The 23,575-nt window shown below is 60.3% G+C and carries 19 protein-coding genes, 2 tRNA genes and 2 pseudogenes; 12 read left to right on the top strand and 11 right to left on the bottom strand.

From position 1 onward, the window contains the following. Positions 1-2 precede the first annotated feature (2 nt). Positions 3-593 (bottom strand): TMEM175 family protein, encoded by a 591-nt coding sequence (locus ACP2YP_RS24690; RefSeq protein ID WP_426418894.1) that lies wholly within the window; start codon positions 591-593, stop codon positions 3-5. 127 nt (positions 594-720) lie between these two features. On the opposite strand from ACP2YP_RS24690, the gene ACP2YP_RS24695 reads away from it, so the two are divergent. Together ACP2YP_RS24695 and ACP2YP_RS24700 are read left to right on the top strand one after the other, a co-directional pair. Beyond that, on the top strand, positions 721-2,778 hold the full coding sequence (locus tag ACP2YP_RS24695; RefSeq protein WP_426418895.1) for an ATP-dependent helicase: 2,058 nt from the start codon (positions 721-723) through the stop codon (positions 2,776-2,778). Between the two features lie 96 nt (positions 2,779-2,874). Continuing rightward, complete coding sequence (locus tag ACP2YP_RS24700; protein WP_426418896.1) at positions 2,875-3,906, top strand: LLM class flavin-dependent oxidoreductase; 1,032 nt, start codon at positions 2,875-2,877, stop codon at positions 3,904-3,906. Positions 3,907-4,017: 111 nt separating this feature from the next. On the opposite strand, the gene ACP2YP_RS24705 is transcribed toward ACP2YP_RS24700, so the two are convergent. Next, positions 4,018-4,103: transfer RNA gene (locus ACP2YP_RS24705), tRNA-Tyr, on the bottom strand. A gap of 207 nt (positions 4,104-4,310) precedes the next feature. Between ACP2YP_RS24705 and rlmB the strand changes: the two genes are divergently transcribed. Next, on the top strand, positions 4,311-5,141 hold the full coding sequence (gene rlmB / locus ACP2YP_RS24710) for a 23S rRNA (guanosine(2251)-2'-O)-methyltransferase RlmB (RefSeq protein ID WP_426418897.1): 831 nt from the start codon (positions 4,311-4,313) through the stop codon (positions 5,139-5,141). Between the two features lie 155 nt (positions 5,142-5,296). On the opposite strand, the gene ACP2YP_RS24715 is transcribed toward rlmB, so the two are convergent. Both ACP2YP_RS24715 and ACP2YP_RS24720 read right to left on the bottom strand, forming a co-directional pair. Beyond that, positions 5,297-5,815 carry a hypothetical protein gene (locus ACP2YP_RS24715; protein ID WP_426418898.1) on the bottom strand — a complete coding sequence of 173 codons (519 nt, stop codon included), beginning with the start codon at positions 5,813-5,815 and terminating at the stop codon, positions 5,297-5,299. Positions 5,816-5,859: 44 nt separating this feature from the next. Continuing rightward, positions 5,860-6,345: a hypothetical protein gene (locus tag ACP2YP_RS24720; protein WP_426418899.1), complete on the bottom strand. Its 486-nt coding sequence runs from the start codon at positions 6,343-6,345 to the stop codon at positions 5,860-5,862. Between the two features lie 307 nt (positions 6,346-6,652). On the opposite strand from ACP2YP_RS24720, the gene ACP2YP_RS24725 reads away from it, so the two are divergent. From ACP2YP_RS24725 to ACP2YP_RS24735, 3 genes are all read left to right on the top strand, one after another. Further along, positions 6,653-7,093, top strand: a complete 441-nt coding sequence (locus ACP2YP_RS24725) for a hypothetical protein (protein WP_426418900.1) — start codon at positions 6,653-6,655, stop codon at positions 7,091-7,093. 167 nt (positions 7,094-7,260) lie between these two features. Beyond that, a tRNA-Thr gene (locus ACP2YP_RS24730) sits at positions 7,261-7,335 on the top strand. Positions 7,336-8,183: 848 nt separating this feature from the next. After that, positions 8,184-8,630 (top strand): hypothetical protein, encoded by a 447-nt coding sequence (locus ACP2YP_RS24735; RefSeq protein WP_426418901.1) that lies wholly within the window; start codon positions 8,184-8,186, stop codon positions 8,628-8,630. 70 nt (positions 8,631-8,700) lie between these two features. Here the strand turns inward: ACP2YP_RS24735 and ACP2YP_RS24740 are convergent, their stop codons facing one another. After that, complete coding sequence (locus tag ACP2YP_RS24740; RefSeq protein WP_426426474.1) at positions 8,701-8,874, bottom strand: hypothetical protein; 174 nt, start codon at positions 8,872-8,874, stop codon at positions 8,701-8,703. Here ACP2YP_RS24740 and ACP2YP_RS24745 point away from each other — a divergent pair. After that, positions 8,874-9,851, top strand: coding sequence for an aldo/keto reductase (locus ACP2YP_RS24745; RefSeq protein ID WP_426426254.1), 978 nt, complete (start codon positions 8,874-8,876; stop codon positions 9,849-9,851). The two genes, ACP2YP_RS24740 and ACP2YP_RS24745, sit on opposite strands and share 1 nt — an antisense overlap. Before the next feature lie 679 nt (positions 9,852-10,530). Here the strand turns inward: ACP2YP_RS24745 and ACP2YP_RS24750 are convergent. Beyond that, positions 10,531-10,710 (bottom strand): annotated as a pseudogene (locus tag ACP2YP_RS24750) (hypothetical protein); the annotation flags it as partial. Between the two features lie 371 nt (positions 10,711-11,081). On the opposite strand from ACP2YP_RS24750, the pseudogene ACP2YP_RS24755 reads away from it, so the two are divergent. Continuing rightward, a pseudogene (locus ACP2YP_RS24755) lies at positions 11,082-11,192 on the top strand (IS21-like element helper ATPase IstB); the annotation flags it as partial. Between the two features lie 366 nt (positions 11,193-11,558). On the opposite strand, the gene ACP2YP_RS24760 reads toward ACP2YP_RS24755, so the two are convergent. Further along, a complete protein-coding gene (locus ACP2YP_RS24760; RefSeq protein WP_426418902.1) occupies positions 11,559-13,961 on the bottom strand; it encodes a membrane-bound PQQ-dependent dehydrogenase, glucose/quinate/shikimate family in 2,403 nt (800 codons plus the stop codon). 1,669 nt (positions 13,962-15,630) lie between these two features. Next, on the bottom strand, positions 15,631-16,746 hold the full coding sequence (locus ACP2YP_RS24765; RefSeq protein ID WP_426418903.1) for a class I SAM-dependent methyltransferase: 1,116 nt from the start codon (positions 16,744-16,746) through the stop codon (positions 15,631-15,633). A gap of 552 nt (positions 16,747-17,298) precedes the next feature. Between ACP2YP_RS24765 and ACP2YP_RS24770 the strand changes: the two genes are divergently transcribed. Next, on the top strand, positions 17,299-17,502 hold the full coding sequence (locus ACP2YP_RS24770; RefSeq protein WP_426418904.1) for a hypothetical protein: 204 nt from the start codon (positions 17,299-17,301) through the stop codon (positions 17,500-17,502). A gap of 213 nt (positions 17,503-17,715) precedes the next feature. Here the strand turns inward: ACP2YP_RS24770 and ACP2YP_RS24775 are convergent, their stop codons facing one another. Together ACP2YP_RS24775 and ACP2YP_RS24780 are read right to left on the bottom strand one after the other, a co-directional pair. Beyond that, positions 17,716-18,108 carry a response regulator transcription factor gene (locus tag ACP2YP_RS24775; protein ID WP_426418905.1) on the bottom strand — a complete coding sequence of 131 codons (393 nt, stop codon included), beginning with the start codon at positions 18,106-18,108 and terminating at the stop codon, positions 17,716-17,718. A 117-nt stretch (positions 18,109-18,225) separates the two neighbouring features. Further along, complete coding sequence (locus ACP2YP_RS24780; protein WP_426426256.1) at positions 18,226-18,891, bottom strand: response regulator transcription factor; 666 nt, start codon at positions 18,889-18,891, stop codon at positions 18,226-18,228. Positions 18,892-19,149: 258 nt separating this feature from the next. Between ACP2YP_RS24780 and ACP2YP_RS24785 the strand changes: the two genes are divergently transcribed. Further along, a complete protein-coding gene (locus ACP2YP_RS24785; RefSeq protein WP_426418906.1) occupies positions 19,150-21,297 on the top strand; it encodes a PAS domain S-box protein in 2,148 nt (715 codons plus the stop codon). Between the two features lie 47 nt (positions 21,298-21,344). On the opposite strand, the gene ACP2YP_RS24790 is transcribed toward ACP2YP_RS24785, so the two are convergent. Continuing rightward, entirely contained in the window at positions 21,345-22,403 is a 1,059-nt protein-coding gene (locus ACP2YP_RS24790) for a helix-turn-helix transcriptional regulator (RefSeq protein WP_426418907.1), read from the bottom strand. A gap of 743 nt (positions 22,404-23,146) precedes the next feature. On the opposite strand from ACP2YP_RS24790, the gene ACP2YP_RS24795 reads away from it, so the two are divergent. Together ACP2YP_RS24795 and ACP2YP_RS24800 are read left to right on the top strand one after the other, a co-directional pair. Continuing rightward, positions 23,147-23,347, top strand: coding sequence for a hypothetical protein (locus ACP2YP_RS24795; RefSeq protein WP_426418908.1), 201 nt, complete (start codon positions 23,147-23,149; stop codon positions 23,345-23,347). Further along, positions 23,344-23,553 carry a hypothetical protein gene (locus ACP2YP_RS24800; protein ID WP_426418909.1) on the top strand — a complete coding sequence of 70 codons (210 nt, stop codon included), beginning with the start codon at positions 23,344-23,346 and terminating at the stop codon, positions 23,551-23,553. The genes ACP2YP_RS24795 and ACP2YP_RS24800 overlap by 4 nt, the downstream gene beginning before the upstream one ends. Positions 23,554-23,575 lie beyond the last annotated feature (22 nt).

The following is a 23,575-nucleotide window of genomic DNA, read 5'->3' on the forward strand; positions in this document are numbered from 1 at the left end:
CGTCAGGTCTTGCCGGCCGCCGCAACATCCATGCGGCGGCGGATCAGAAGTCCGCCAAAGGCCAGGAACCAGAAATAGGTCGCATATTGCGGGGCCACCGCCGCCACCAGAGTCCCTGGTAGAAACACAGCCAGCGGAAACAGGGCCGCGATCAGCTGGTGGCGGAAGCCGCGCATCACGAGCCACCACAGCGTGGCGTTCAGGCCGGCGATAACGGTGAGATGCAGGCCGAACAGCACAGCCACGGCGCTGCTCATACCGTAATTGCCATAGAGGCCGTTGGTCACCGGCAGGAGCACGATCGACAGCAGGAACATAAGATTGAGCAGCACGACGTGGCGGCCCGCTTCCGGCTGGCGGGCGAGCCGGCGATGATGACTGATCCAGAACACGCCCGCGATGATGAAGCTCAGGATCAGTCCGGTCAGGCGCCCTGAATAGAGTTGACCAAGATCGCTCCAGGTCGGCATGGCCTTGAACTCGCCCGCCTTGGGCAGATCGTTGGCGAGCAGTGTCATCGCGACACCAAAAATGGTGTTGCTCAGCGATTCCAGCCGGCGCATCTCAAAAAGGTCGGGCGTGGGATCGGCCATCTCTGCAAAACCGTCCGGGCTGGAACTTAAGCTGCCCTCTCCCCTAAATCCTCAGGCCTCTTGCGTCCAGCCGCCATTGCGATTCGCCCGGGGATCGTTGATTCTGCAGGCTTCACCGGGGCGATTCGTGACAACCTATCTGGACACGCTCAATGCGGAGCAGCGCCGCGCCGTAGAGCATGGCGTGGCCGATGGCGCGACCGTGGGCGCCCCCCTGCTCGTCATTGCCGGCGCCGGCTCCGGCAAGACCAATACGCTGGCCCACCGCGTCGCGCATCTGATCGTCGCCGGTGCCGATCCGCGCCGCATCCTGCTGATGACGTTTTCCCGCCGAGCCGCCGCCGAGATGGCCGGCCGCGTCGAGCGCATCGCCCGCAAAGTGCTGGGCGAGAACAACGCCGCGATCATGCGCGACGCGCTCACCTGGGCCGGCACCTTCCACGGCATCGGCGCGCGGCTGTTGCGCGAATATGCCGAGCGCATCGGCATCGATCCCGCCTTCACTATCCACGACCGCGAGGATTCCGCCGACCTGATGAATCTGGTCCGGCACGAGCGCGGGTTGTCGAAGACGGAGAGCCGCTTTCCGGCCAAGGGCACCTGCCTGTCGATCTACTCGCGCTGCGTCAATGCCGAGATGGAGATCGAGAAGGTGCTGGGACAGCACTATCCCTGGTGCGCAGGCTGGGCCGCCGAACTGAAGGGGCTGTTCGCCGCTTACGTCGAGGCCAAGCAGGCCCAACACGTGCTCGATTACGACGATTTGCTGCTCTACTGGTCGCAGATGATGAGCGACGCGCTGATCGCCGACGAGATCGGCAGCCGCTTCGATCACGTGCTGGTCGACGAATATCAGGACACCAACCGCCTGCAATCCTCGATCCTGCTGGCACTGAAGCCTGATGGACGCGGACTCACCGTCGTCGGCGACGATGCGCAGTCGATCTATTCGTTCCGCGCCGCCACCGTGCGCAACATCCTGGATTTTCCGCAGAGTTTTTCGCCACGCGCGGAAATGATCACGCTCGACCGCAACTATCGCTCGACGCAAACGGTGCTGGCGGCGGCCAACGGCGTCATTGGGCTTGCGCGCGAGCGCTTCACAAAAAACCTCTGGACCGATCGCACCTCTTCGCAGAAGCCACAGCTCGTCACCGTGCACAATGAGGCCGACCAGGCCCGCTACATCGTCGAGCAGGTTTTGGCGAACCGCGAGCAAGGCGCGCTGCTCAAGCACCAGGCGGTGCTGTTCCGGACGTCCTCGCATTCCGGCCCGCTGGAAATCGAGCTGACCCGCCGCAACATCCCCTTCGTGAAATTCGGCGGGCTGAAATTCCTCGATGCCGCGCATGTCAAGGACGTGCTGGCGCTGCTGCGCTTTGCCGAGAACCCGCGCGACCGCGTCGCAGGTTTTCGCATCCTGCATCTGCTGCCGGGCATCGGTCCCGCCACCGCGCAGCGCGTGCTGGACCAGATGGCCGAGAGCATGGACCCGCTGCACGCGCTCGGCCAGCTTCCGGTGCCGGCGCGCACCGGCGCGGACTGGACTGACTTCGTCCGCACCGTCGAGAATTTGCGCTACTCGGAATGGCCTGTAGATCTCGAACGCGTGCGGTTGTGGTACGAGCCGCATCTCGATCGCATCCATGAAGATTCCGAGACGCGCCGGGCCGATCTGATGCAGCTCGAGCAGATCGCAAGCGGCTATTCCTCGCGCGAAAAATTTTTGACCGAGCTCACGCTCGATCCGCCGGATGCGACCAGCGACAAATCAGGGCCGCCCTTGCGCGACGAGGACTATCTGATCCTCTCCACCGTCCATTCCGCCAAGGGCCAGGAATGGAAGTCGGTGTTCGTGCTCAATGTGGTCGACGGCTGCATGCCTTCCGACCTCGGCGCCGGCACCAGCGCCGAGCTCGAGGAGGAGCGCCGCCTGCTTTACGTCGCGATGACGCGCGCCAAGGACGACCTGCACCTCGTGGTGCCGCAACGCTTCTTCGTCCACGGCCAGGCCGCCAAGGGCGACCGCCACGTCTACGCCTCGCGCACCCGCTTCATCCCGGAGCAGCTGGTCTATCTGTTCGAACGCACCGCCTGGCCGAAGGCCGCCGCAGGTGCCGCGCGCTCCGCATCGCAGGGCCCGAAGATCGACATCGGCGCACGGATGCGGGGGATGTGGCGGTAGATCGACCAATCGGAAACCGAGCATTTCCGAAAGTCGCCTTGTGACTTGGCTGCGGTCCCTTAAATCTGGTCGATCCTCCCCACAGAGACCTGATCGATGACCGCACCGCTCGAATTCGGACTGGATACCTTTGGCGACGTCACCAGGGACGCCGCTGGCCGCATGCTCCCGCATGCCCAGGTGATCCGTAACGTCGTCGACGAGGCGGTGCTGGCCGACGAGCTCGGCCTCGACTTCATCGGGCTCGGCGAGCATCACCGTGCCGATTTCGCGATCTCCTCGCCCGAAACCGTGCTCGCCGCCATTGCCTCGCGCACCAAGCGCATTCATCTCGGCTCGGCCGTGACGGTGCTGAGCTCGGACGATCCGATCCGCGTGTTCCAGCGCTTCGCGACGCTGGACGCGCTCTCCAATGGGCGCGCGGAGGTGATCCTCGGCCGCGGCTCGTTCACGGAATCCTTTCCGCTGTTCGGCTTCGACCTGCGCAAATACGAAGAGCTGTTCGAGGAGAAGCTCGATCTGTTCGCCGCATTGCTGTCGCAGAAGCCGGTGAGCTGGGAAGGCAAGCTGCGTCCGCCGCTGAGGGATCAGCTGGTCTATCCGCCGGTCGAGAACGGTCAACTCAAAACCTGGATCGGGGTCGGCGGCAGCCCGCAATCCGTGGTGCGGGCCGCGCATTACGACCTGCCCCTGATGCTCGCCATCATCGGCGGCGATCCCGAACGGTTCGCGCCCTACGTCGATCTCTATCACCGCGCGTTCAGGGAGTTCGGCCGCCCCGCGCAGCCGATCGGCGTGCACTCGCCCGGCTACGTCGCCGCGACCGACGAACAGGCCCGCGAAGAGCTGTGGCCCGACTACAAGGCCATGCGTGACCGTATTGGCCGTGAGCGCGGCTGGCCCCCGATGGGCCGCGACGAGTTCGTCAGCGAGGCCGAGCACGGCTCGCTCTATGTCGGCTCGCCGGAAACAGTGGCGCGCAAGATCGCCAAGACCGCCAAGGCGCTTGGCATTGCGCGGTTTCAGCTAAAATACTCGGCGGGGCCGTTGCCGCACGAGAAGCTGATGACGAGCATCGAGCTCTACGGGCGGAAGGTGGTGCCGATGGTGCGGGAGATGCTGGGGTAGCGGGCTGATCGGACCTCAGTCCGTCTTCGCCCTATGGGCTTCGCCGGACACCACGCTTCGCCCTTCAGGCATCACGTGGCTGCGCCATGCGTAGCCCGTCAGGGCGAAGCATGGTGGGGGAGGCAGGACTCGAACCTGCGAAGCCATGAGGCGGCTGATTTACAGTCAGCTCCCTTTGCCACTCGGGACACTCCCCCGCTCGACGGCAGCACAATCGGGCCGGACCTTGCCGGCGGACCGAAGACGGCCATGGAACGTGAAGGCCGCGACAGCCCGGATGGGGGCGCGACCGGGCGGGGTTATGGGCGATCCGATGGGGCAAAGTCAACCGAGGCGTACAGCTAAAATCGCCCTCGAAGCCACCCAAATTGCCATATTCCGGGACCCGTGACACAAGCGAGCCCATGAAGGATCGAAAATTCATCCCCAAGGGCCCCCGGAGCGGGTCTAAGCCCTTCAACAGGCCCGGGAAATCGGCCGGCCGGCCGGCCTGGCGCGAACGCGATTCGCACGCCGACGGGCCCGTCATCCTCTATGGCTGGCACACCGTCACCATGGCGCTCGCCAACCCGCAGCGCAGGATCCGCAAGCTGACGCTGACCGAGAACGCCGCACGGCGCCTGGCAGACGAAAACATCGAGACCCGGATCGCGCCCGAGATCGTCCGGCCGCAGGAGATCGACCGCCTGCTCTCGCCCGACGCGGTGCATCAGGGCCTGCTCGCCGAAGCCGATCCCCTGCCCTCGCCCGACATCGAGACGCTGAAGCAGGAAGGCATGGTGCTGGTGCTCGACCAGATCACCGATCCGCACAATGTCGGCGCCATCCTGCGCTCCGCCGCGGCGTTCGCGGTGAAGGCGATCGTCACCACCGCGCGCCACAGTCCGGAAGCGACCGGCGTGCTCGCAAAAGCCGCCTCCGGCGCGCTCGAGCTGGTGCCGATGATCACGGTGCAGAACCTCGCCCGCGCCCTGACCGAGCTGAACGAAAACGGCTTCCAGACCGTCGGCCTCGACAGCGAAGGCAGCGAGGACCTCTCGGACGTCGCACTGCGCGAGCCGCTCGCGCTGGTGCTGGGCGCCGAAGGCAAGGGCCTGCGTCAGTTGACCCGCGAGACCTGTAGCGTCGTGGCGCGGCTCGACATGCCAGGCGAGATCAAGAGCCTCAACGTCTCGAACGCCGCCGTGCTCTCGCTCTATGTTGGCGCGAGCCGGCTTGGCTTGATGAAGAGATAGCGTTTTCGAGCGAAGTGGATCCCGGTTCGCGTAAAGAAAACGCGTCAAACAGGAATCCAGAGCCCGTTCCGATTTTCATCGGAGCGGGCTGGGCAATACAAAACGCCCGTCCGCATCACGCGGACGGGCGTTTCGTGAACTCAGCCGATCAGAGATCAGTAATAGCGGCGCAGCACGCGATGGCCGCCGTAATACGGCGCATAGCGATGGGCGTAGCCATAGCGCGGGCCATAGCCGTAATGCGTACGCGGCAGGTAGCCGTAGCGCGGACCGTAGCCGTAGCGATACGGACGGTAGTACGGGCGGCGATAGGCGGCCCGATAACCATGGCTGTAGCCATATCCTTGGCTGTAGCCATGGCCGTAGCCGTAATTGGCGGGCGCAACGACCGCGTCCTCTTGATAGGTCGGATACGGCGCGAACGCGCCCGAACCGCTATAGGTCGGGCCCTGGTTGACGTAGTAATATTGCGTGCTCGGTTGGGCGAGGCGCTCATAGTCCCAGCCGCCACAGCCGGTGTTGCAGCCCGAATAGACCTGTGTCTGGCAGCCTGTGTTGCAACCCGAATAGACCTGTGTCGTCTGGCACGCAGTGGAGCCGCAGGCCATGGCGGGCGCAGCGCCCACAAACATCACGGCAGCTGCCGCAACCAGTCCCGAAATCATCTGACGCATTACTCTCTCCTGTTGATTTCCGTTTTGTTGGATTTTGACGTTTCTTAACCCGGCGGCTTGCCGGGCATTGCTGCATGCGGCCGTGGCCGAGGGCGCCGCGGATGGTCGTTGATGTCAGGCGCCAGGATCACCGCCGGCGGATTGACCGGCACATCCATTTGCGGCGGCAGCGGCGCGGATGACGCGCCCCAGCTCTGGTGATAGCTCTCGGCCGGCTTCGGCAATTTGCGGTTCGCCGGGGGCTCGATCTCGAGGCGGCCATAGCCGGGCTGCAAGCCCATGCTCGGATAATAATGGCCGACGTCAGAAGGCTGCCGCTCGGCCACGTAGCGCCCGCCATAGATCGTGGGCTGCACCTGGACGTTCTTGCCAAGGCCCCAGACGCCTTCGACGACGCCATAGGACGCATCGATATTGTTGATGATGATGGGTACACCGGGACGCCCGGGCACGACGATATCGAAGCCGCCGCCGGCAAAGGCCGTTGCAGGCAGTCCGATCAGAAAGGCTGCGAGCGCGGATGCGCGCATGGAAGGATCCCGGTTGTACAGCCGGCAACCTATCCGATCACGACGGACAGAGAGTTAAGGCTCCCTCACCAAATGCCGGTAAGCCTAACGCACAAGGGCCGATAGCGGCTCAAATGCCGCCGGGCGCACTAGCGAAACGTTAACGGCACGCACCCCCCTCGCACCAAGGCGGGCGCGCCGGGTTGCGCGGGATAAACTGCACATCCTGTGCGGGCTCACGTCGATGTGACCCGGCATCCAGGAAACCGCGGAACGACTGCCGAATGTCGCACTTAGCACAGGTCTCAACAACATGGAGAAAAACGCCATGACGAGCCTGAAACTTCTGGGCCTGGCCGCGATCGTCGCGACCACGCTGGCAACACCGGCCTTCGCGCAAGCCACGGCCGACAATTCGGCCCGCTGCACGGGACTCTTCCAGGATCCCAATTGCCAGAATCTTGGCGCCGGCAATCCGACCACCGATCGCGCCTATCGGCGTCGGCACATGGCGCATCGGCAGGTGAATGACCAGTCGGGCTTCTGGCCGCTCGACACAGCAGGCGCGGTCGCCGGCGCCGCCGTCGGCACCGCGGCAGCGGTCGCCACCGCACCGTTCCAGGGCTGGGGCAATTCCTATGCGAGCTACGACCGCGGCGGGCCCGGCTGGTACGGCAATTGGGACGCCTATGCAGCCCGCAACGGCATCGTGTGCAGGCCCGGCACTTGGTTCAAGGGGGGAGACGGCCGGCAACACCTCTGCCAGTAGGCCCAAAGTCAGGCAAAATGGTTCAGGCGGCCCCAAAGGGCCGCCTGTTTCATGCCCGCAACGCCGCCGCCAGGTTCTGGCACTTCCCGGACAAGTCTGGTATTGCGACCGCGCACAAGCGGATGCGCCGGCGCCAGCCGGAACCCGCGTGGGCTCCTAGCAAAGTGGCCGGCTTAGCTCAGCGGTAGAGCAGCGGTTTTGTAAACCGAAGGTCGGGGGTTCAATCCCCTCAGCCGGCACCAGTGTTTACAATGGCTTAGTCGTTAAATGTAGCCCGGCCCCTTCTCCCAGCTTAGGACTAATAGGGCTTTGGGGGTACACGGGGCTACAATAGAATCAATGCGGTTTGTTTCGATACGCAAGCCTTGGAAGCAATCGATCGTCCGGCGCTATCAAATTGCGCCGAATAATCGCGCGCAGACCAACATGTTTTCATCGACGGCCATCTGCTCTGCTATCGCGATTACGTAATGAGCCGCATGTAACCGGGCTAAGTGCGGCGCCGGCCGCTCTCGCCGCAACAAACAACACCATGGACTTTCGGATTACCGACGCCTCGCAGCGGCGGTACCGGCAATGCATCGGCAGTGCATGCGCACCCTTTTCGACCGCGGCGCGAAATGGGAGCCACGGCTTTCCTAGAGAAGGGTCCGCCAGGATTGCAGAGCGACGACCAGCTCGCCCCTGGCCTTGCCGGGCCGTTCCCACCTCTTTAGAATGGTTCTAATGGAGGTGGCGGGGCGATGAGGCTATCGAAGGAAGTTGTCGGACGGGCGGTTGCAGCCTGTCTGGTTTCGTCTTCTGGTCGCTGCAAGCGCTTGGCCGCAGACCGATGAGATCGAAGTCTACGACGCGCAGATCGCCACGCCCGGAACGTTCAACCTGATGGTGAGCAACAACTTCACGCCATCGGGCCTGAAGACGCCCCGCTTCCCGGGTGGTCTGGTGCCCAATCAGACCCTGAACGGCGTGCCGGAATGGGCCTACGGCGTGACTATTGGTTCGAGCAGGGCCTTTACCTGCCACTCTCAGCGTAGCGAATGGCGACGGACCCGTCCTCGATGGATTCAAGGTCCGCGAACTCTTCGTCGTGCCTCATGCGGCCGACCGAACCTTCTTCTACGGCATCAACTTCGAGTTCAGCTACAACTCCCAGCACTGGGATTCCTACCGCTTCACCTCGAAGATAAGACCGATCCTGGGGTGGCACCTGGGCGAGTTCGACTTCATCGTCAATCCGATTCTCGACAACTCCTGGACGGGATTCAAGAACCTCGACTTCGTTCCCGCCTTCCGACTCGCCCAACCTCGACAAACGTGGGCGGTCGCGGCGGAAATGTATTCGGACTACGGCGCGATCGAAGGCCTTCTGCCGTTCGATCAGCAGTCGCAACAGCTTTTTGGCGTCGTAGACTACAGAACCGAAGAGTTCGTCGTCGATGCCGGAGTTGGCTTCGGGCTGACGCCCGCGTGCGATCGATTAATCATGAAGCTCATGATCTCCCGATCTGTACAAGCCGCCACAGAGGTCGAGTGAAACCAGAGCTCAACAGGGGCGAAAATCGTCCCTTGGGAGCTTGCCGCCGTCTTCGTGGTCTCCCGCGAACCTAGGCAATTAAGGCCGTCCGGCAGACTGCGCGTTTCTCTGCAACTAGGACCTTCGCGCCGACGAACACGTTGTCGAACGGACGGATGTCGCCGCCCAGGAGCACGACATCGCCCTTCTGAACTACAGGACCGACGTCATGCCCAATCGCGCGCAGCAGATCTTCCAGCCTCAATTCCGTTTCGGACTGGGGGAGTTTCGCTCGGTAACGAGTTCAACAAACATACGGACAGGGAAGCCGACGCAACGCTCGAGGCGGCATGGCAGATAGGGGTGCGGTATTTCGACGTCGCGCTCTGGTATGGGTTCGGCTTAGCGGAGCGGCGCTTCGGCCGCCTTCTGCACGGCAAGAACCGCGCGGACTATCTCCTCTCCTCGAAGGTAGGAAAGCTGTTCAAAGCCTCGAAGAACAACGGTCACGCAGAGATCTATCCGCTCTCCGATTCACCGAACGACGTCGTGTTCGACTATACGGCCGACGGCGTGCGCCGCTCGATCGAGGACAGTCTCCAGCGGCTCGGCGTCGACAGTCTGGACATCGCGTTCGTGCACGACATCTCTCCCGACTTCGCCTTTTTCCCGAACGGTTGGGAGGAGCAATACGAGATAGCGCGCAAAGGCGCCTTCCCGGCCCTGTCCAAGATGCGCGACGAGGGCATCATACGAGCCTGGGGGATCGGGGTGAATACGCCGCTGCCCATCCTCAAGGTCATGGAAGACGCCGATCCGGACGTCTGTCTGTGCGCACGACAGTATTCGCTGATCGATCATGCCAGTGCAGTCAACGAGCTCTTTCCGGTTGCCCGAAGAAAGAACATCTCGCTGGTCATCGGCTCCTCCTTGAACGCGGGCTTTATTTCCGGGAGCCCTCGCTACAATTACGGCAAGGAGAACTTCAGGATCCCGTCCGCCGCGATCGAAAAGCGCGATAAGCTTCGGGCGGTCGCCGATCGTTTCGGCGTCGACCTGCGGACCGCTGCGCTCCAGTTTTCGGCAGCTCCGGACGTCGCCGTCGCGCTGGTCGTCGGAGCGCGCAGCGACCGACAGATCATGGAGGACTGGAACTCGCTGCGGACCAAGATCCCTCCGCAATTCTGGGCCGAGCTCAAGCAGCGGGGCCTGATCGAGGCCGATGCGACGCTTCCGACGTAAGAGCGCATATCCGAAACCGAGATCGAGCGCACGCTTGGCACTCGTGTCGCGCAGCCGGTTGCTCTTTGTAAAATGACGGCGATGGGCCGGCCCGCGCCCGCCCCTTCCTACGTGCTACTCGCCTCGATCGAGAAAGCCATACGGCGCGCAGAGCGTCGTGGACTCCCGGACCAGCACCAGGCGCGCTGGCTGACCGGCAGCTGGATTCCGGCTTCTAGTTGTTTCCAATAGGCCGCCCCTACGTAGTGGGCCGGCTGCCGATTTCGCCGGAATTAAACGCGGAGAACCAGATGACCGATAGCTCTCACGATCCTTTTTCTTACATCGCTGCCCGCGCTCGAGGCCTCCAGCGCCGCCTTATCGAGCGCGCCGCGATCGCTAGGTCGTAGAATCCCAGCGAGGCCCGAAACGCGTACCGCTGAAAGCGGTGCTGAAGATGGCTGGCGTCATCATGCGGCCGGCGCCCCGAACCCCAGCGCGGTCTTGCTGACCGAACCGCCCCGATCGCTACCGAGAACGGCAGCACTCCTAAATACCTGGCGTAGACATACATCGATCCGCTCAATTTAAAAGCCGACCATCATGGACCGCCTCCGCCGCGTTGGCGATCTTTAAGACCTTGCTTGCAGCAGAGTCCGTGTCGGCCTAAGGGCGCGGCTCGATGAACTTCACAAACAGTTCATCGCACCCCAGAGCTGGAGGGTGCGCTACCGAAAGTGGGCGCTCCAGCCGCTGGAGGATTAGTGTTGCGCCAGGTGGGGACTACATTCGTCGTACCGAACGGCCGGTTGTACACCCCTATTGACGGAGCGGTGGCTGTCCCCACAGTAGATCGGGATATTCCCATTCTGGGTTGCGCCAGGGCGGCCGTGCTCAAGAGGGCGAATACAGTTGCAACGATTGTCATCAGTTTCATGGTTGGCTTCCTTTCTCTCCGTTCAGATGGGGGGACAACCGCAAGGCTTCAATTAAAATGTCGTTCACATAGAGGACAACCAGCAAAGGTGCCCTTCGCTAAGTTTGGTGAACTGATCTTGTGGCCCTTTTCGGAAATTAGGGAATCTCCGGTTTGAGTCCGCAAAGCGCCGGATAGCGGACATGGGTCAAACCGCGCTCGCGAGCCTTGATTTACGAGTACACATTCTAGAGCCGTCGCGGCCCGAAGGCCGCTCAGCTCCCTCAAAGGTCAGTCTTTCACAGCGAGAATTGCGCTCGCGCCCGTAGCCGCTCTACAATGTGGTCGACCTCGTCAATCGCCTCGAGATAGAGACACGCAACGGACGGCAGGGCCGGCTCGCCGAACCTCTGACCCGGATGGAATTCATCATCCTGGATGAACTCTGGATAGCAGCGCCTCTGGGAGCCAGCCTGTGCCATTGCCACCACTAGTCTCGCCGTCGGAAAATAGTCCATCGTGTTCGGCGAAGATGGACCATCCCGCGCTCGGCTGAGGGTGTGGCGGACAGGAGCTGGCCGCCAGACTGCACAAGTCGGGATCCCGGGACTGGGTGCGACGCTGCGTCCAATAGGCACTCCGCGACGCTCCCAGCCACTGATCCTCCAAGCATTGATGAAGCCACATAGTCGAGGCCGCCCCGATCCGCACCAGCGCCGTAGCTTGGCCGCTGGCCGGGCCACTGACTTCGGCCAATTCGATGACCGTGAGTTCGCCGAAAGTTTGAAGCGCACCGCCCGCATGAGGTCAGCTCAGCGAGCGGCCTCAGGAAGCGCATAAGCAATGAGGTAGTCGCCGGCGGGAGTGCCCATGCCATGGTGTCCGCCGGCCATGATAACGACGAATTGCCTTCCGCCAACCTCATAGATCATCGGGGTTGCCTGACCTCCTGCCGGGAGCTGATCTGACCAGACAGTTTTTCCGGTCTTGAGATCAATGGCACGGAAGAAATCATCGGTCGTGGCTGCAACGAAGATCAACCCGCTCGCGGTCGTGACCGAACCGCCGTTGTTAGGTAGTCCGATTTCGAACGGCAGCATTGAGGGGATCCCAAAAGGCCCGTTACGCTGCGCCGTCCCGAGGGGGCGATCCCACAAGGTCTTGCCAGTTGCTAGATCGATGGCGCGAATTCCGCCGAAGGGCGGCTGTTTGCATATGACCCCGGTGGGCATGACCCATCCAGTATTGACCGAAATGCCATATGGTAAATCTGCCTGTGGGCGATTGTCTCCAGGTCCGGGGCCCTTGTAACGTGGATCTCCCAAGTAGAATACGCCTAGCCTATCGTCTACGGCGCGAGGCACGAGTGTCGAATGGCTCGGCAGATCATTGTAATTGAGCACAATCACGCCACGTCGAACATCAACTGAAAGGCTGCCCCAGTCAGACCCACCGTTGTTGCCGGGATACTCAATCCAGGGCCTATCAACACTCGGGGGGGTGAATATGCCATCATAATGTGCCGACCGGTATTGAATGCGGCAAATCATTTGATCGATTGGCGAAATACCCCACATCTGTGCCTCCGTGATGTCGGGCTTTTGCGTCGTATTGTATAGCGAGCGTATCTGTGTCCGAGAACGCTCGGCGGGCTCCACTCCCCCTTGAGGCGCCTTAACTTCCGCCACCTGTGAAAGCGGCTGTCCGGTACGGCGATCGAGAACGTAGATGTCGCCTTGCTTTGTTGTTTGAACCAGAGCCGGCACGTTGCCGTTCGGTGCGGGAAAATCAACAAGGCTAGGCTGGGCGGGTGTATCGTAGTCCCACACGTCGTTCTTGATGAACTGATAGACCCAGCGTGGCTTACCTGTCTCGACGTCGAGCGCAGTCACCGATGAATTGTATTTCCGCTCTTCTGCAGTCCGGGTTGCGCTCAGATAGTCGCCGGCCGAATTGGCCATGGGCAGATAGATCAGGCCCAAAGCCTCGTCAGCAACCGCAGTCGACCACATGTTGGGAGTTCCCAGCGTGTAGGTCTTCCCGGCCGGAGGAAGCTTTGTAATTTCCGGCTGCCCCATATCCCATGCGAAGCGCAATGAGCCGGTCACTGCGTCGTAGCCACGAACGACACCTGACGGTGCCCATCGACGCTGTCCATCCTGCACCTGTTGGCCCGTGACAACGACACCGCGTACGATGGTTGGCGCAGCAGTGACCGATACCATTCCAGGGATGACTTGTCCGAGGCCTTCATTCAGATCGACGATGCCGTTCGAGCCGAACTCTTCGCAGATGAGGCCGGTAAGGGCGTCCACCGCGGTCAGCTTGGCATCAAGCGTGCCTTCGATAATGCGCTCTGCGCATTTTTCGCCCGGCCGCGCGTCCTGCTGCTTGAAGTAAGCGACCCCCCGGCAAGCGGAGTTCGGAGGCGCATATTCCGGCGGCGTCTTGGGATCGAACATCCACTTTTGCTGGCCTGTCCTTGCATCCAGTGCGAAGATCTTGTGACGCGCCGTGCATCCATAGATGGAGTCGCCGATCTTGAGAGGAGTCAATTCAACGCCAAAGTTCTTCGGAATATCGCCGGTCCGATAGACCCAAACCCGCTCGAGCCCTCTGACATTCGCTGGGGTGATCTGCGAGAGGTCCGAGTACCGCTGCGCGCCGTGGCCTCCGCCATAGGTTGGCCAATCCGTCGCTGCTGGAACAATTGCCTGATCGAAGTAGGCACTGCCACCTTGTGCCAACGGGATGGGTAACGGGACAAGGGGAGCTTTCGCCACTGGGACCGCTATGGCGATACCGATCGCAACAATTGCCGTCAGGGCTGCTGCATATCCTCGCCCTGTCCGGTTTCCTGTCGGTGAGCGTGACGGCAGAAGCAGTACGGCAACGACGAGCAGAATGAACGGCCCCACAAGGCGAGGAACCAAGGCCCACCCATCGAGTCCGACCTCCCAAAGTGACCACACAAGCGTAATCAGGAAAGCAAAAAGGTAAACATGAAGCCCTTCTACACGACCGCTTAGCGTGAGCGCTCCCGAGGCTACCAGGAGCGCTCCAACGATGGCGTAGTATAAACTGCCACCGAGTGTCGCGAGCCAGATACCACCAATCAGAAGTACGAGGCCAAAAAGGGAAAGTATGAAGCCAAATATTCGGAACAGCCAAAGACGAGTGTTCGAATAACGCAGTGCGCCGTCGGCACCTGACATGTTACTAACTCCCGATGTTGAGCAATGCCAAAGGCGTCCACAAGTGCGTGACGGGCAAGCGGCGTCAGTGTTGACGAAGGGTTGGTCTACCGACCTCGACCGCATGAGCGCGTTCGGATCTTAATCTTGTGCATGCTAGTTCTCCAGTTCGCGGAAGAGCCGCAGACCATCCATTGACCTTGTCGACCCCTGCTGCGACCATCCAGCGCGGCCACAACGAGAGGGGTTCAATGTCCAATCCCACTCGCTCTAGCAAGCGGTGGCAAGCGAGGCTTTGTCACTGTTGCCGCGTTAGGCTTGATCTTGCGCTAGACAACTCTGGCGCGGTCGACAAAGTCCCTTCACGAGTTCGCGGACGAAATAGATCTCGATAGAGACTGCCGATTCGCCTTCGGTCGCACTTAAACGCCGACCAATGCAGTCCAGAGACGGACATCGCGTTCACCTGTTCGGAGAGCACGCCGTTTCCCTATCCAATGTTGACGCACCGGCTCTGAAATCAGCAACGACGTGCAAAACAACGCAATGCAAGCATAGTCACCTTCCCGGCAACAATTAGTTTTGACGAAAGGTCTTTTGCCAAGATGGAAGGCCACCTTCGATGAAGCGTATCGCGTTCTTGAGTTGGACAAAGCGTAGAATCATAGCCTGGGTCATGGTCGGATTTGATCATGAAAGCATTTAGGACGCGAAACACCCGTTGTTCGGCGAAAGCCGCATGGAATTCATTGCCATGCTCGTCCGCTCGTTTGCATTTGGCAATTGTGCTCAGCTTGCTCAACCGCGCGCCACAGGCTCTCGCCCTTGCCAGTTCACACGTGGATGAGGTCTGGGACCCTTACAACATCACTCAGTTGCCTACGGAGATACGACGCTCACTGGCGCGGATGTGCGGAGCTGACTTGAAGGCGCAACGCTATTTCGCCGGCTACTTCGACAATTCGCGGTTTCTTGTCTTGCACTTCGGACGCCTTCATTGTGGCGAACGGACCGATCTCTGCACGCAATCAGGATGCCTGAATCAAGTCTATGAAAGATGCGGTTCACGTTATCGCTTGTTAAAAAGCTACTATGGCCCGCGGGGCGACTAATGGACTTCGCGGCGATCGAATCATGCAGTGCTTTCACTGCCGGCATCAAACCCCCTGCATATCGGTGGAAGTTCGCCAGTTTGCGAGCCACGCCTGACAGGGGCGGACAGGCGACTCCCCGTTGAAGCGCCGTCGGAACTACGTCCGCTGGAATACCCGTAGCATTGTCTGACTGATGGTCCGTCATGAGACTGTATGAGATCGAATGTCCGGTCTGCTCGGCAATCTACGAGGTCGCCGAAGCGGATACGACGAAGGGGGCTACCATTGATCGAGCGGCATGCTCTATGTGCGGAGCTATTCTAACTTCCTGGCAAGAGCCTAAGCTAATAGCTTATCGACTCGTTCAATTTGCAAAGTACAAAGAAACTTCGGTTGGAAGAAGACAGGGGCCGGCATGGTGCAGGCTAGTGCCTGGCTCCTCATCTCGGCCTCCTGGACATGCCCGATAGCCGGCTACCGATATGCCGCCAAAGGCGACTGCGTTCGTCATGGCACGAGCGGCAGTAGGTGCACAGTTTGCTCCCGGTAAGTCTTTGCGGGACCCGCCTCCCCTTCCGCGCTATGCGTCGCCGGCGCTATTCCGCTGCGTTCAGGTAAGTTCGAGGCCGCCTCATTGCGAGCCTGCTTTGGCGCTCCCAGTCAGTAATGTAGTCTCTTGTCAAAGGAACGCTGTCGATTCTTTTGCTTAGCTGTATTTGGAAGTTCAAGAGACCACCATGTCGGAAGGCGGCCTCGCACCCGGCGAGATAAAATTCCCACATGCGGCAGAACCGGTCATCATACAGGTCGCAGATTTGTGAGCGGTTCGCTGTAAAGCGCCGGCGCCATTCCCGCAACGTCTCCGCGTAGTGTAGCCGTAGCACCTCGACGTCCGTGACATAAAGGCCTGCGCGTTCGATCGCGGGCACAATCTCGGATAGCGCCGGCACATAACCGCCCGGGAAGATATATTTGTTGATCCAGGCATTTGCGGCGCCTGGACCGTCTGCGCGACCAATAGTGTGGATCAGCGCCACACCATCCTCAGCGAGCAGGTCCCGCACCTTTGCGAAATATTCGCCGTAATGTCCAACGCCCACGTGTTCAAACATACCGACCGACACGATGCGGTCGTAGCGACCGTATTCCTGCCGATAGTCCCTCAGCAAAAATCTGACACGATGGGTCGGCGCGACCTCGCTGGCTCGTCTTTCCGCGTACGCATGCTGCTCTGCCGACAAGGTCAGACCGGTGACGTCGACGTCAGCAACTTGCGCGAGGTAAAGTCCCAGTCCGCCCCACCCACATCCGATGTCGAGCACCCGCTGTCCTGGGTGCAGCATGAGCTTGGCAGCCAAGTGCCGCTTCTTTTGCTCCTGGGCGAGCTCGAGGGTATCGCTTGGATCCCTGAAATAGGCACAGGAATATTGCCGGCCTTCTTCAAGAAACAGTTCATAGAGAGTGTCCGAGAGGTCGTAGTGATGTGCAACGTTGGCACGTGCGACGCTGATCGGATTGTATTGGGTGATGCGTCGGAGCAAGCGAGCGAGCAACGCGCGGATGCGTTTGATCCCAGTCCCGCTGCTCCAACCGAGGTTGGTGAAGCACAAGTTCAGGAAATCATAGATGTCGCCACCTTCGACTGTGAGGGTGCCGTCCACGTAAGCTTCGCCGATGGCAAGGTCTGGATTAAAAAGGATACGGCGCGCCACGGCAGGCTCTCCGATGCGAATCGTCAGCGAAGAAGGCCCGTTTCCGATTGAGCTGCGTCGGCCGTCGGGGCCGACAACTGTTAGCCCGCCGTTGCGGATGACATCACGGAGAGTGCGGATGAGTAAGAACACTTGATTGGCCGTTGATCCGAGTTGTTAGCAAAGCGCCGTGTACCGATGATCTGGCAAGTATAATGTGCATTCGCTTTGGAACCATTGCCCCTTTTGGCCACCGATTGCTTCGATCTGCTGATCGTTTCTCAGTTAATGCCCGGACAGACGCTCTCGATATGGCATAGCGGCCAGCTCGCAGCAGGGGATGTACTTGGCGGGATCTGCGCGCCTCAGCATGCGGCAAGCGCTTCATCGTCCGGCAGAAAACCGACGGCGCGTGTATGGAGTTGCTCCGTGCTCTATTTCAGCGAGTGAGCGCCACAGTCTTTCTGACTCGCTGGAGCTATGAATGCTCCCATACCTTGGACAATCCCGCATAAGGAGTAACAGTCGCCTGCCTGAACCTTTCAAGGACGTGCTGTCGACACGCACATCGTAATGGATCATTCTGGCGATAGCCGGTACAGCTTCGGCGGGAACGACCTCGAGGCTCTCGCCAAAGCAGAAGAACGGTTTAAAGGGCTTGTCGGTAGGGGATTTACGCCCGCTGCTCGTAGCGCAGCCGGTGAGGTCAGGATTGCACGCTTGTTCGATCCGACCGCACAAGAGATGCTTTTCTATCCGCGACTTGTCGGCGGTTGACGACCCGGACGGCAAAGTAGTTGAGATCGACGAACAAGATCGTCCGGTAGTCGGCTGGTGTTTCTTGCCAACGGGATCGCTGGTAGCTGGCGACGTCATGCTCACGCAAAAGGTTGCTTTGGAGGCCGACGAGGCTGCTGCACTATGCTATGGATCGCCCGGCCGTCCCCGTTGACTCGCTCAGGCCAGACCTCGCTGAATCGCGCAATCTGATCAAGGGTCATTCCGGCGATCTTGGCGCATGGCCAGTGCCCGCTCCAGGCATTCAAGCAACCGCGGTTCATCAAACGGCTTGCTCAAAAACTCGATCGCCCCGGCTTTCATTGCCCGCTCTCGAATCCGGTCCTCCGGAAAAGCCGTGATGAAGATTATCGGCGTCCTGTGACCGTGAGCAATCAAATATTCCTGCAGTTCAACGCCGCTCATGCCCGGCATCTCCACATCCGTAATGAGGCACGACGTTTCTCGCAACTGGGGCGAGGACAGGAATTCTTGCGCCGAAGCAAAAGCTCGCGCGGAAAATCCGAATGACCTCAACAACCGTGCGATCGCCGTGCGCATTGAAGCATCATCGTCGACGACCGAGATTATCGGAACATTGTCCACGCGACTTACCTTTGGCGGGCGGGCGACCGAAGTCGCACCCGACTATCGGGCCGCCTACAGCTGCATGATAGGACTGAATATAGAGATGAGAAGTATACTTAGGTTGCGAAAGGGCCGCTAGTGCTGCAGACCCGGGGGCTTTACCCCAAGAGCTTCGGCCATCCTGACCAGATCGGCCACTGATCTCGCTTCCATCTTTTTCATGATGTGGCTGCGATGCACTTTCACCGTGATTTCGCTCAGATTGATCTGAGCCGCGATCTGTTTGCTCATCAACCCGCTGGCGACCAAAGCCATGATTTCGCGCTCGCGAGCAGTAAGGGATGCGAAGTGCGCCCTCATGTCCGCGATCGCGTGTTCATGATCGCGGCGTTTCTTGTCACGTTCGATCGCAGCCGAGACGGCGTCCAGGAGGTCCTGGTCACGAAACGGTTTAGTGAGAAAATCGATCGCCCCAGCCTTCATGGCCCGCACTGACATCGGAATATCGCCGTGCCCCGTAATGAACACGACTGGAATAGGAAGGTCGGCGTCCATCAACCCGGCCTGAAAATCAAGACCGCTCAGTCCAGGCAATCGGATGTCGAGCACCAAGCAGGCTGGAGCGTCCGGCCGCTCAGCCCGTAAGAACTCCTGCGTCGACGCGAATACTTCAACCTTCAACTGGACTGAATAGAACAGCCGGGCGAGCGCCTCTCGCATTGACGCATCGTCATCGATGACGAAGACGTTCGGCTCGTCCGTGCGAACCCCCGGCTTCGTTGACGAATTATGCTGCCTCATCATGGTCCTTCACCATCTGCAGCCGGTCCCGAGCAAAGCAAATCTCAACACTATCGGCTCGGTCAAGCCGAGGTGCCATTGTAACGAAATCCGCGGGACAGGCAAATCCCGCACGCTCCGCGGCCTGTCATTCGCCGCTCCCGCTAGGACAGCTAATCCCGGCCTTCCCGCGGGCCTAAACGAGCGGTATGGTTGCGGAACTTCCGCCTTCGGAGCCAAAGCCATCAGGAGGCTTTAGATCTCCAGTAGCCATGGTTGATGATGCGGGATGCGGTCCAGGAGGTGCTGCGGTTGTTAGTCGGCGTCGTCGCGCTGGCAGCACTGACCGAGCTGTGTTTTTGGCTGAACGTGCACCTGGTCTCCGCAGGCTTCGCCTATTTAATTCTGATTACTCTTCTGTCACTCTCCGCCGGCCCTATTTCCCTCGTCGCTCTGTGCCTCGCGGCGGTCGCATGCCTCAACTTCTTCTTTACACCTCCTCTGTTCGCCTTTCGGATCGACTATCCGCAAGACATGATCGCGTTGGCCGCGTTCCTTATCACCTCGCTCCTTATAACCGGCCTGATAGCAAAGATCCGGTCAGCACGAGACGAGCTCGTGCAGATCCTGGACGGGCTGCCCGCACTGATCTGGAACATGTCGCCGGAAGTCGCCGCTGACTTCTCCAACAATCGGTTCCGGGACTACACCGGCTTGTCCTCGCAGCAGTTGCGGGACCTGGGGTGGTTAAATGCAATACATCCGCAGGATCACCTCGTTGAGGAGTGGAGCGCCGCGTTCGCAACCGGTAAGCCGTTTGAGAAGGAAATACGCATTCGAAGCGCTGGCGGCGAATATCGTTGGTTCCTTGTCCGCGTTGTACCGATCCTAAGCGAGCGAAGAAAGATCTTGAGATGGTGCGCCAGCGCGGGCGACATCCAGGAGCGCAGGCACGCACTCGAAGCTTTGCGCGATAGCGAAGAGCAGTGGCGCGCGGTGTTCGAGCACAATCCGACCATGTATTTCATGCTAGATGCTGCAGGGACCGTGCTGTCGGTCAATCCCTATGGCGCCGGCCAATTGGGCTACGAGGCAACGGAGCTGGCAGGCCGCTCCGTCCGGGAGGTGTTTCACGAATCCGATTGGCCGGCAGTCCAGCGCAAAGCCGCCAGCTGTCTGGAACACCTTGGTGAGCCGACAAGCTGGGAGGCGCGAAAGCGGCGCAAAGACGGGACCATCCTGTGGGTACGCGAAACCGCCAAAGGTATGTTACTCAAGCAGCAGCCGGTCCTTTTGGTCGCCTGCGAGGATATCACCGATCGCAAACGCGCCGAATATCTGGCTCAACATGTCTTTGATACGCTGCCAGACGTCGTATCCGTGATCGATAGGAACTACCGGTATCGGCGATCCAACCGGGCACATCAGCGAGTTTGGGGAATACCCGCCGACCAACTCATCGGGATGCACGTTGCGGAAGCTATGGGAACGGACGCCTTCGAGCAACTGGCCAAGCCGAATCTGGATCGGTGCCTTGCTGGAGAAGAGTTCAATTACAGTCAATGGTTCGATGGCCCCGCCGGCCGGAGATACTGGGTCGTGACCTATTCACCGCTCCAGCTTGAAACTGACGCGGTGGACGGCGCGCTTGTACTCGCTCGCGACCTGACAGATCACATGCTGGCCTCCGAAGCCGTGCGGGATGCCCAGGCCGATCTGGCGCACGCAAATCGCGTAGCGACCGTCGGTCAACTAACCGCCTCTGTGGCGCATGAGGTCAATCAGCCCGTTGGAGCGCTGGTCACGAACGCTCATGCTGCCTTGCGCCTGCTCAGCGCGACGCCCCCTGATCTGGACCTGTCCTCCAGGGCGCTCGAAGACATTATTAAAGACGGACGCAGGGTCGGCGACGTAATCGACCGGATTCGAGCATTGGTCAAAAAGACGCCAGCGCAGATCGAGAAGGTGGATATCAACGAGGTGATCACCGAGACACTCGCTCTGACGCGCGGCGAGATCATGAGAAGCAGGACCTCTCTGGAGATCGCTCTTGCAGATGATGTGCCGTTAGTTCGCGGAGACCGCATTCAGTTGCAGCAAGTCGTCATGAACTTGGTGATGAATGCTATCGAAGCAATGGGCGATGTAGACGAAGAGACGCGACAATTGGTGATCAGATCCAGCAGAAACCGGGACGGCGGCGTCTCGCTTATGGTCCGCGACTCGGGTCCGACCTTGGGCTCAGAGACTCTGGACCGGTTCTTTGAGGCATTCTACTCAACCAAAGCCAGCGGAATGGGCATCGGGCTGTCGATCTGCCGTTCTATAATCGAAGTACATGGAGGGCGCATTTGGGCCACCGCCAATGCGGCACGAGGCGCCACGCTTCAGATAGTTCTGCCCGCGCCTGGGCTAGATGCGCCTTGAGGTGGCTTGTCGACCCGCAGGATAAGCTCACGGGGACTTCGTCCAACTTATGCTAAGCTCCGGCGGTACTGCGTCGGGCTGATTCCCGTCATTTGCCGAAACGCTGCCGAGAATGAGCTCGTCTCGCTGAACCCCAGTGCGAGCCCGATGTCGGTCACCGACTGTCCCCGATCGCCCAGCAACGCCTTCGCACGTTCGATGCGACGATTGATGTGGTACCGGTGTGGTGGCATGCCGAATGACTGCTTGAATGCGCGGCAAAAATAGTACGAACTCAGACGAGCGAGCGCCGCCAGAGCAGCGAGTGAGATAGGTTCCGCCAAGTGTTCCTCGATATAGCTGGTGACAGCACGCTGTTGCCAGACAGCCAGCCCACCCCTGATCAATGATTCGCGGCGTGGAGAATGGCCGTGGCTGTGCATCAATTCATGCGCGACAATCACACCAAGCGCCTCACAATAACGCTCGTCTGCGCAGCCTTGGTCGATCGCTGCCGTGAGCTTGGTAGCGGCATCCCACAGCCCGCGATCCTCGAAGAATAGGCGCGGCGCAAGTTGAGAGGCCCGTGAATACGCATCGGTGGCATGGATCGGCATCTTGGCCGGATCAAAATAGAAGCAGGTCATACGACTGGGAACACGAGGCTGCTGCCAGTCTTGGTATTCATGTCCGGCGGGCACGAAGGTGAGCTTGCGTTTGAGCGTTCGCAGCTTCGAAGGCGGCAGGGTCCGAACGACCGTCTCGCCGTGGTCACGAATGCCCTCCTCGTGAACAAGCAGCAGATGGCACGGTGCACAGAATCGGAACTCGACCCTCTCATGTGCGATACACCGGACTATCTCGACGCTGATCCCATCCGAGGCAAACGCCCGACGACTGACAGCATGAACAGGAAATATCTCGATGGCGTGGCGACCAGCTTTGTGAGCCCCGCGATCACATAGCTGTACGCCGCGTCCGTCGCGCGGCAGACGATTGTTCTCGAAGTGAGGTGCATCAATGCGCAGCACCCCGGTCTCTTCCTGCCGCTGGCGATCGTGCAAGACGGCGGATTCGGCGCACTCGGCCATCCCTGCAGCATTGACATCGAACGAGTAGGTCAGCATCGTCGTTCCATTTTCATGCCCTGTCTCCACCAGAGCATTTAGGTCACCCAACCGAGACTGCTCAATCGTAATGAGATCAAGGCGGCTAAATCACTCGTTTCGGCCACACATACTCGGTGGTGGTCGCTCCCATACTTCGGTTGCCTGCCTTATACCTCAGTATGCAAGCATGGAGAGTTCGTCTCAGCGAGGCGGACAGAATGACCTGGCGCGAATGAGGGTGAGCACCCGCCTCTTGAGGGACACGGCGGTCGTTGACCTAGACACGCCCGTGCGGCTTTTTTGGCAAAGGTCTGACGGGCGCCCCCTCAAAACCCGTTAGTCAGGCAAAGGCGAGCGCCTTAAAACCTTCGTATCGTTCCGTGGCACCTTTCGATGCTGGACGATTACCTAGGTTCAATTGAGCCGCTGAACGCAATCGTCTTAGCTGGATGCGTTGAAAGAAACGCAAGGCACATGACGTGCGGCGGTGAGAAAAGGATCACGACGTACAGCGAGCGACGATGGGACCAAAAGGAGACTACAATGCCTAGCTGCTCCGCAAGTCCTGGATCTGGCAGAGCCGCGCGATGCGCAGTCTGTGACGGCCACTTTGGTCTCGTCCGACACTACTCGTGGCGAACGCCGCTTTGTTCCAAAAAGTGCGTCGATCGCTTCAGAGCTCGCAGGGAAAGTGACCGCAATTGGCTGGGCTGGCTCCAAATCGTTTTCGACCGGCTGCCAGAGAACAACACGAGGCCCTTATGACAGTCGATATTCCACAACGAGGCAAGGAATATTTGGAGATAGCACGCACTTTGCTTCGCGCGGCCCAAACCATGACCGACTCAGCGATTGCGGGTCAGCTTAAGGCCCTTGCCGACGACTACGAGCGGCGAGCCGAGAAAGCTTCGCACGTTGAAGCAGCCAAAGCCCATCGGAGCGAGCGGGCGCCCCTCTCGTGATCAGGATCATCGCCGTGCTCTGCAGTCTCTCTTCTCCGGCAGATTGCCACGAGCAGACCGTCACCAGCTCGGACCTCGCTGACGTCTCGATGCAATCCTGCCTGATAGGCGCGCCGCAGTTCGCCGAGTGGATGAAGCAGCATCCGGCCGAGCGCCTGGCGGCGTGGCGTTGCGTGCTTGGCAGACAGGACGGCAGGCGAGCTTAGGTTGGAATGCAGCGGCCCCGGA

Origin of the sequence: Bradyrhizobium genosp. A (assembly GCF_049949275.1) — a bacterium.
In the GTDB taxonomy this organism is placed as follows: Bacteria; Pseudomonadota; Alphaproteobacteria; order Rhizobiales; family Xanthobacteraceae; genus Bradyrhizobium.